Source organism: Micromonospora sp. CPCC 206061 (assembly GCF_036906915.1).
In the GTDB taxonomy this organism is placed as follows: domain Bacteria; phylum Actinomycetota; class Actinomycetes; order Mycobacteriales; family Micromonosporaceae; genus Phytohabitans.
This window is the reverse complement of sequence record NZ_JBAKHX010000091.1, coordinates 21998-28105: the sequence shown is the minus strand read 5'-3', so window position 1 is coordinate 28105 and position 6108 is coordinate 21998. Positions and strand designations below refer to the sequence as shown.

8 protein-coding genes are annotated in these 6108 nt (G+C 67.3%); 3 read left to right on the top strand and 5 right to left on the bottom strand.

What is annotated here, in order from left to right; genetic code table 11:
- Positions 1-276 precede the first annotated feature (276 nt).
- From V6V89_RS35710 to V6V89_RS35690, 5 genes are read right to left on the bottom strand one after another with little or no spacing between them, the layout of a single operon-like run.
- Positions 277-981, bottom strand: a complete 705-nt coding sequence (locus tag V6V89_RS35710) for a DUF2461 domain-containing protein (protein WP_334624063.1) — start codon at positions 979-981, stop codon at positions 277-279.
- The gene (locus tag V6V89_RS35705) at positions 978-1322 is read right to left on the bottom strand and encodes a TfoX/Sxy family protein (RefSeq protein ID WP_334624062.1); all 345 of its coding nucleotides are present in this window, start codon (positions 1320-1322) and stop codon (positions 978-980) included. The genes V6V89_RS35710 and V6V89_RS35705 overlap by 4 nt, the downstream gene beginning before the upstream one ends.
- A gap of 13 nt (positions 1323-1335) precedes the next feature.
- Positions 1336-1695: a nuclear transport factor 2 family protein gene (locus tag V6V89_RS35700; protein WP_334624061.1), complete on the bottom strand. Its 360-nt coding sequence runs from the start codon at positions 1693-1695 to the stop codon at positions 1336-1338.
- Complete coding sequence (locus V6V89_RS35695; RefSeq protein ID WP_334624060.1) at positions 1692-2165, bottom strand: SRPBCC family protein; 474 nt, start codon at positions 2163-2165, stop codon at positions 1692-1694. Before V6V89_RS35695 ends, V6V89_RS35700 begins: the two co-directional genes overlap by 4 nt.
- The gene (locus tag V6V89_RS35690) at positions 2158-2493 is read right to left on the bottom strand and encodes an ArsR/SmtB family transcription factor (protein WP_334624059.1); all 336 of its coding nucleotides are present in this window, start codon (positions 2491-2493) and stop codon (positions 2158-2160) included. Before V6V89_RS35690 ends, V6V89_RS35695 begins: the two co-directional genes overlap by 8 nt.
- A gap of 262 nt (positions 2494-2755) precedes the next feature.
- On the opposite strand from V6V89_RS35690, the gene V6V89_RS35685 reads away from it, so the two are divergent.
- The 3 genes from V6V89_RS35685 to V6V89_RS35675 all read left to right on the top strand — a co-directional run bounded on the left by V6V89_RS35685 (position 2756) and on the right by V6V89_RS35675 (position 6080).
- Positions 2756-3943 (top strand): NAD(P)/FAD-dependent oxidoreductase, encoded by a 1188-nt coding sequence (locus tag V6V89_RS35685; protein ID WP_334624058.1) that lies wholly within the window; start codon positions 2756-2758, stop codon positions 3941-3943.
- 70 nt (positions 3944-4013) lie between these two features.
- Positions 4014-4910: an RNA polymerase sigma-70 factor gene (locus tag V6V89_RS35680; protein ID WP_334624057.1), complete on the top strand. Its 897-nt coding sequence runs from the start codon at positions 4014-4016 to the stop codon at positions 4908-4910.
- A gap of 189 nt (positions 4911-5099) precedes the next feature.
- Complete coding sequence (locus tag V6V89_RS35675) at positions 5100-6080, top strand: hypothetical protein (protein ID WP_334624056.1); 981 nt, start codon at positions 5100-5102, stop codon at positions 6078-6080.
- The last annotated feature ends 28 nt before the right edge of the window (positions 6081-6108 follow it).

Sequence of the window (6108 nt, the reverse complement as noted above, 5' to 3'; positions counted from 1 at the left end):
TCGCTGACCAGCAACGACTCAGAACCGATCACACTCGCGTGCCTACGAACTGCGGAACTCGGGGGAAACGTGCGCGATCAGCGCTAACCGAAGGCGTCCCTTCCGTCCGCGGCGGCGACACAGATCCGAACGAAACCGCTGGCGTACGTCCGGCTAGCGGGGTTCGGATAGAGGATCTCCACATTGGCCCGGCGAACCGATTGGATGAACATAGATCAGACGTCATACGTGTGTCAAGTTACGCCTGTCGATGTGTAACCTGAGTGGTTCCGGCGGTCAAGTCCGTGAACGTTGGCCTTGTTGGCTCGAAGCTGTGCGCTTGGGTTCGTTCGCAGCGCCGACGTGTACGTCGAGCCAGGCCTTCAGTGGTGCCGCTGACCGCCAGATGTCCCGGACGGTGTCGAGCGCTTCCGGCGTGTGCATCCAGTCGGCCTTGTCCCACTCACGGACGATGGCAGCGCCTTTCCATCGCAAGAGCTCGATTCGGGGATGGTCCGAGGTGTAGCCGCGTGGTGGAGTCTTCAAGGGTGGGTCGATGCCGTGTGTGAGGGGTGACGACTGCGACGTCAGCTCATGGTGGAGTTTGGCGAAGGCTTGGCCACTGGTTTCGTCGTCGATCGCGGCGCGGAATCTCGCGAGTTGATCGCTGGTCATGGCCATCGCGCCGTAGCCGGTGACCATGCGGGTCGCGGAGACCTCGATGTAGTAGCCGATTCCGCCGACGGCGCGGGACTCGCTGGTGGCCCCGGCCCAGAGCTTGTATGGGGACTTGTCCTTGGAGAACCGTATGTCACGATTGGGTCGAAACATCCGCAACTGACCGAATTCTTCGGTCAACTCGTCGAGCAGGGCGTTCATGGGCCCGCGCACGTGACGTTCCCAGTGGGTCTTGTGGGCGTTCCAGAACGACTTCGAGTTGTCCCCCTCCAAGGCGGCGAAGAAGGCGAACAACTCAGGTGGGAATCCGCCGAACGCGCTCATGTCCGACTCTTTGTTGTGGCGTGGTTATAGTCCAGGGCAGCGTCCAGCCAGAACGACAAACCCTCGTCGCTGGCGATCGATGCGGCAGATACCGCGATCCAGCCCGGGCCCATGTCGCGGCCGGCTCCCATCTCGGCCTGCCTGGCGCCGTGCCGCAGGGTGAGTTCGCCGTGTCGTTCGGCGTCGACGCGGACCAGAAGGTCGCCGTCCTTGAGAGCGCTGGCGACCAGCTTCTCGTTCACCATGAAGGATCGGCCGCCAAACATGGACACTTCGCGGGTCAATGGCTCGTCGGCGAGCCGGGCGCGGAGACGCTCGATCAGGTCGGCTTGCGGGGTCATCGACTCGTCCTGTCTATGCGTCGACGGGCGGGCCGAAGGAGAGGCGGTCGAAGATGAGGACATTCTCGGCGATCTTGCCATCACGGATGGTGAAGCACTCCGCGGCGGGTGCGGTGGCGGTCGCGGCGGTCTGGGGGTAATAGAACAATCCGACGCGCTCCCCGTCGGCGAAGTCTGCGATCTCCGCGAGCCCGGTCAGAGTGGGTGCGAAGCCGCCGATGAACTCGCGGTAGGCGTCCTTGCCGGTCAGGTCCTCCCCCGGTGCGCGGCAGACGATGTCGTCTGCGACCAGGGTCATCGCGCGGTCGATATTGCCGCTGGTCCACGCCCGGTGATAGTCCTGCACGATCTCGTGCGCGGAGGGCTGTGTCATGGTGTATTCCCTTCGTTGATGGTTGTGGGCGGTTTCGACTCCCCGATGGGCCGCCAGTGGTCAGGTCCGGCGTCGCCGCCGGTTGCGGCGGTGGCCAGTCGTGGCAGGAAGTGCTCCCAGCCGTTGGCGTGACCGGCCAGCTCGGTCTCAGGCAGTCCAGAGTGGACGAGATCGACGCGCGTGCCGCTTTCGGTGGCAGTCAGCCGAAATTCGACGATGGACGCGCCCACCGGGAGATCCTGGCTTCCCGCGACACCCCAGGAAACGACCACGCGCGTAGGGCGTTCGACGTGCAGATACTGGCCCCGGATCGGGAAGCCGGCGATATCGACCGCGAACAGGCCTTTCGTATGCGGGTCCAGGTCGGCGTGCTGGCCCATCCACGCCGTCATACCGTCCTCGGTGGTCAGATAGTCGAAGACCGTCTCCGGTGATGCGGCGATCTCGATCGAGGTCTGAAACTCAGCCACGATCGCGCTCCTCTCCGGCTTCGACAACCGCCTTGAGCGCCGCGAGCTTGCTCGGCCAAAAGCTGTCGAGATACGAGCGCACCGCCGCAAGCCCGTCAGTGCGCACCGCGAACAGGTGCCGCGTACCCTCTCGAGTCCCGGTCGCCAACCCGGCATCACGGAGCACGCCGAGATGGTGCGATGTCACCTGTTGAGACAGCCCCACCTCCTCAGCGATGGAGCCCACCGAGCGCGGAGCGGTGCGGATCGCGGCCAGGATCGACCGGCGGCTCGCGTCGGCCAGCGCACGCAACGCCAGCTCGACATCGGGAGCAGGCTTCGCACCCATTACGGTCCCCTCCGTCGGCTACCGCCACCGTAACACAAACGCTCACTTGTACTTATAGGGACGAGTGGAGCCGGTACCCCTTTGGGCCGACCCGCACGGAAATCCTGACTGGGGGCGCCTCATACCGCCGCTCCGGGTTGCGCCGCTGGGTTGAGGGCTCCGCGTGCCACCTCACGGCTGGAAAGTGATCTGTCTCACGCATGTCACAGCGATCGGACATGCGGTGTCTTGTGCCCGAACCCCTGGAGACGGAGGAGGCACCATGACCGGGAACAGCGATGTGGTCGTGATCGGCGGTGGATACGCCGGTGTCATGGCGGCTAATCGCCTGACGCAACGCGACGACGTGGCAGTGACTCTGATCAACCCGCGCCCGAGCTTCGTCGAGCGGATCCGCCTGCACCAACTGGTGGGCGGATCCGACGACGCGGTTGTCGACTTCCAAGAGGTCCTGGCCGACGGCGTCCGGCTGGTGGTCGACACCGTCACCCGGATCGACGCGGCCGAGCGCAGCGTGAAACTGAAGACCGGTGGCACGGTCGGATACGACTACCTGATCTACGCGGTGGGCAGTGGCAGCGCCGACCCGCGGGTGCCTGGAGCGGCCGAGTTCGCCTACCCGATCGCCAGCCTGGAGCAGGCGCGGCGGCTGCGGTCCGTCGTCGACGGCGCACCTGCGACCGCTTTGGTGACGGTGGTCGGTGGCGGGCCGCTTGGCATAGAGACGGCCGCCGAGCTCGCGGAACTGGGCCGGACCGTGACCCTGGTCTGCGGCGAGCAGCTCGGCCCATACCTGCATCCACGAGGTCGACGCTCGGTGGCGAAGGGGTTGTCCAAGCTCGGTGTGACCGTGCTCGACGGCCCTGGCGCGAAGGTGACCGGTGTGACACGTGATGCTGTGCAGCTCAGTGACGGCCGGAAGCTGCCAAGCACGGTGACGATCTGGTCCGCCGGGTTCGGCGTGCCGGACCTGGCCGCGCGCAGCGGGCTGAGCACCGACGCTGTGGGTCGCCTGCTCACCGACGAGACTTTGACCAGCGTGGACGACGAACGCATCGTCGCGACCGGGGACGCGGGGGCCCCTTCGAACCTGCCGTTGCGGATGAGCTGCCAGGCGGCGCTTCCTTTGGGCTCGCACGCCGCCGACACAGTGCTCAGCCGGATAGCGGGTGAACAACCCGCGAATTTCAGTAGGGGGATCGCCGCCATGTGCGTCAGCCTGGGTCGTCGGATCGGTGTCTTTCAGCTCGCCCACTGGGACGACACCGCGACGGGGCTTCACCTGAGCGGCCGGCTTGCCGCGAAGATCAAGGAAGCCGCTTGCAAGAGCCCTATCAAGCAGTTGGCGGACGAGGCACGCAAACCCGGTAAGCACAGCTGGCCGGTCAAGGATGCCAAGCGCCAGCAGCGGCTCCAGGCGATGCGGGGCCAGGCGGTGGCCACCCGCTGAACGGCCGCCGCGTGCGCACGCGTGAAGACTTTGGCCACCATGGCCGGCCGCGAAGGAGAAGGGTCGAACTATGAGCGACCACGCCGTTGACCCGGCGACCGAGACGTTCCTCGCCCACCGCAACCTGCTGTTCACCGTCGCCTACGAAATGCTCGGATCGGCGGCCGACGCTGAAGACGTCCTGCAGGAAACCTGGCTGCGTTGGGTCAAAGTCGACCTGGGGAAGCTGTCCGACCAGCGCGCCTACCTGGTCCGGATCACGACCCGACAGTCGCTGAACCGGCTACGCACCGTGAAGCGCCGCAGGGAGGCGTATGTCGGCCAATGGCTGCCCGAGCCGCTGCTAACCGCTCCGGACGTGGCCGAGGACATCGAACTCGCCGAGAGCATGTCGATGGCGCTCATGCTCGTCCTCGAAACACTGTCGCCAACGGAACGCGCCGTCTTCGTCCTGCGTGAAGCCTTCGACGTCAGCTACGACGAGATCGCCGCCGCCATCGGCAAGAGCCCCGCGGCAGTCCGCCAGATCGCCCACCGCGCCCGCCGGCACGTCGATGCCCGCCGCCCCCGCCAGACGGTCTCTCCCAGCGAGGCCAGGGCAGCTCTGGAGTCGCTCCAGCGCGCGCTCCAAACCAGGGACCTGCAGGGCCTCCTTGATGTGCTCGCCCCTGAGGTCGTGATGGTCGGCGACGGCGGCGGGGTCAAGCAGGCCGCTCTGCGGCCGGTCATCGGCGCCGAAAAAGTGGTCCGCATGATCCTCGGCGGCGTGGCCAGGGTCGAGGCCACGATCACGACTGAACCCACCGTGGTCAACGGCAATCCGGCACTCATCCTGCGCCTGGACGGGGAGATCGACGGCGTCATCGCGATCCGTGTCGAGCAGGGCCGCATCACCGGCCTCTACTACGTCCGCAACCCGGAGAAACTGACCCGCATCAAATCCGAGACCCCACTCACCCTGCGATGAACACCGGCGACCGGACAACCACCTGGGACCAGACACAACGCCGAGATAACGCGCCGGGACCGGCGCTGTGCCCATCCGCGAGCCGCCCATCCCGCCGCCACCGTCAGCAAACAACGTTCGATTTCAGGAGTCGACATGGCCACTCAGGCCCCGCGTGGAGCCGACATATCACCATCACCCTGGCCGACGGTGGCCGGGGCAGTCGTCCTGCTCACTGCGGCCATCAGTGTGCTGCTCACCGCCTTCGCCTGGCCGTCGGTACGGTCGTCGGTGCACGATGTGCCGATCGCCGTCGCCGGGCCGGCCGCCGCAGTCAAGCAGGTCAGCGCCAGCCTCGACCAACGCCTGCCGGACGCCTTCGCCATCACCGAGGTCGCCGACACCGCCGCCGCCGAACAACTGATCCGCGACCGGCAGGTGTACGGCGCGATCGACGTCAGCACCGGTACCCCAAAGGTCATCACCGCCTCCGCCGCCAGCGCAGCGGTCGCCCAGACCCTGCAGAACGTCGCGACCGCGCTCAGCCAGGCACAGGACACCAGCACGGCGGCCGCCGCCCGCGACCTCGCCCCCCTGCCCGCCGACGACCCGCGCGGCGCCGGCCTGGCCGCCGGAGCCCTACCCCTGGTCATGGGCGGCCTACTCGCCGCGCTGCTGCTGACCAGACTCGTCCGCGGCACCACCCGCCGGATCACAGCAGCGCTCGCCTTCGCGATCACCGGCGGCCTGGCCGTGGCAGCGATCCTGCAGTTCTGGCTCGGCTCGCTCGACGGCTCCTACCTGGCCAACACCGGCGCCATCGCCCTGACCATCGCGGCCACCTCCCTGAGCATCCTCGGGCTGGAGGCACTGCTCGGGTACGCCGGCCTCGGGCTCGGTGCCGCCGCCATGATGCTCATCGGCAATCCCCTGTCGGGCGTCGCGACCGCACCCGAGATGCTGCCCGGCTGGTCCGGCACGCTCGGCCAGCTGCTGCCACCCGGGGCCGGCGGCCAGTTGCTGCGCTCCACCGCCTTCTTCGACGGCCACGGCGCCGCCCACTCCGTCATCGTCCTGTTTACCTGGCTCGCCCTCGGTGTCGCGCTGTGTCTGGCCAGCGGCCTGCGCACCCGCCGCACCGCCAGCGTCGCCGGCATGGCCGCACGGCCGGCAGCGCGCGGGACAGCCTGACCACCACCCAGCAGCATTCACCAAATTG

What these genes read in the sequence shown, in the direction of transcription:
- V6V89_RS35690 (WP_334624059.1), bottom strand. Translation starts at nt 2,493, where the DNA reads ATGGGTGCGAAGCCTGCTCCCGATGTCGAGCTGGCGTTGCGTGCGCTG.
- V6V89_RS35710 (WP_334624063.1), bottom strand. Translation starts at nt 981, where the DNA reads ATGAGCGCGTTCGGCGGATTCCCACCTGAGTTGTTCGCCTTCTTCGCC.
- V6V89_RS35705 (WP_334624062.1), bottom strand. Translation starts at nt 1,322, where the DNA reads ATGACCCCGCAAGCCGACCTGATCGAGCGTCTCCGCGCCCGGCTCGCC.
- V6V89_RS35685 (WP_334624058.1), top strand. Translation starts at nt 2,756, where the DNA reads ATGACCGGGAACAGCGATGTGGTCGTGATCGGCGGTGGATACGCCGGT.
- V6V89_RS35700 (WP_334624061.1), bottom strand. Translation starts at nt 1,695, where the DNA reads ATGACACAGCCCTCCGCGCACGAGATCGTGCAGGACTATCACCGGGCG.
- V6V89_RS35680 (WP_334624057.1), top strand. Translation starts at nt 4,014, where the DNA reads ATGAGCGACCACGCCGTTGACCCGGCGACCGAGACGTTCCTCGCCCAC.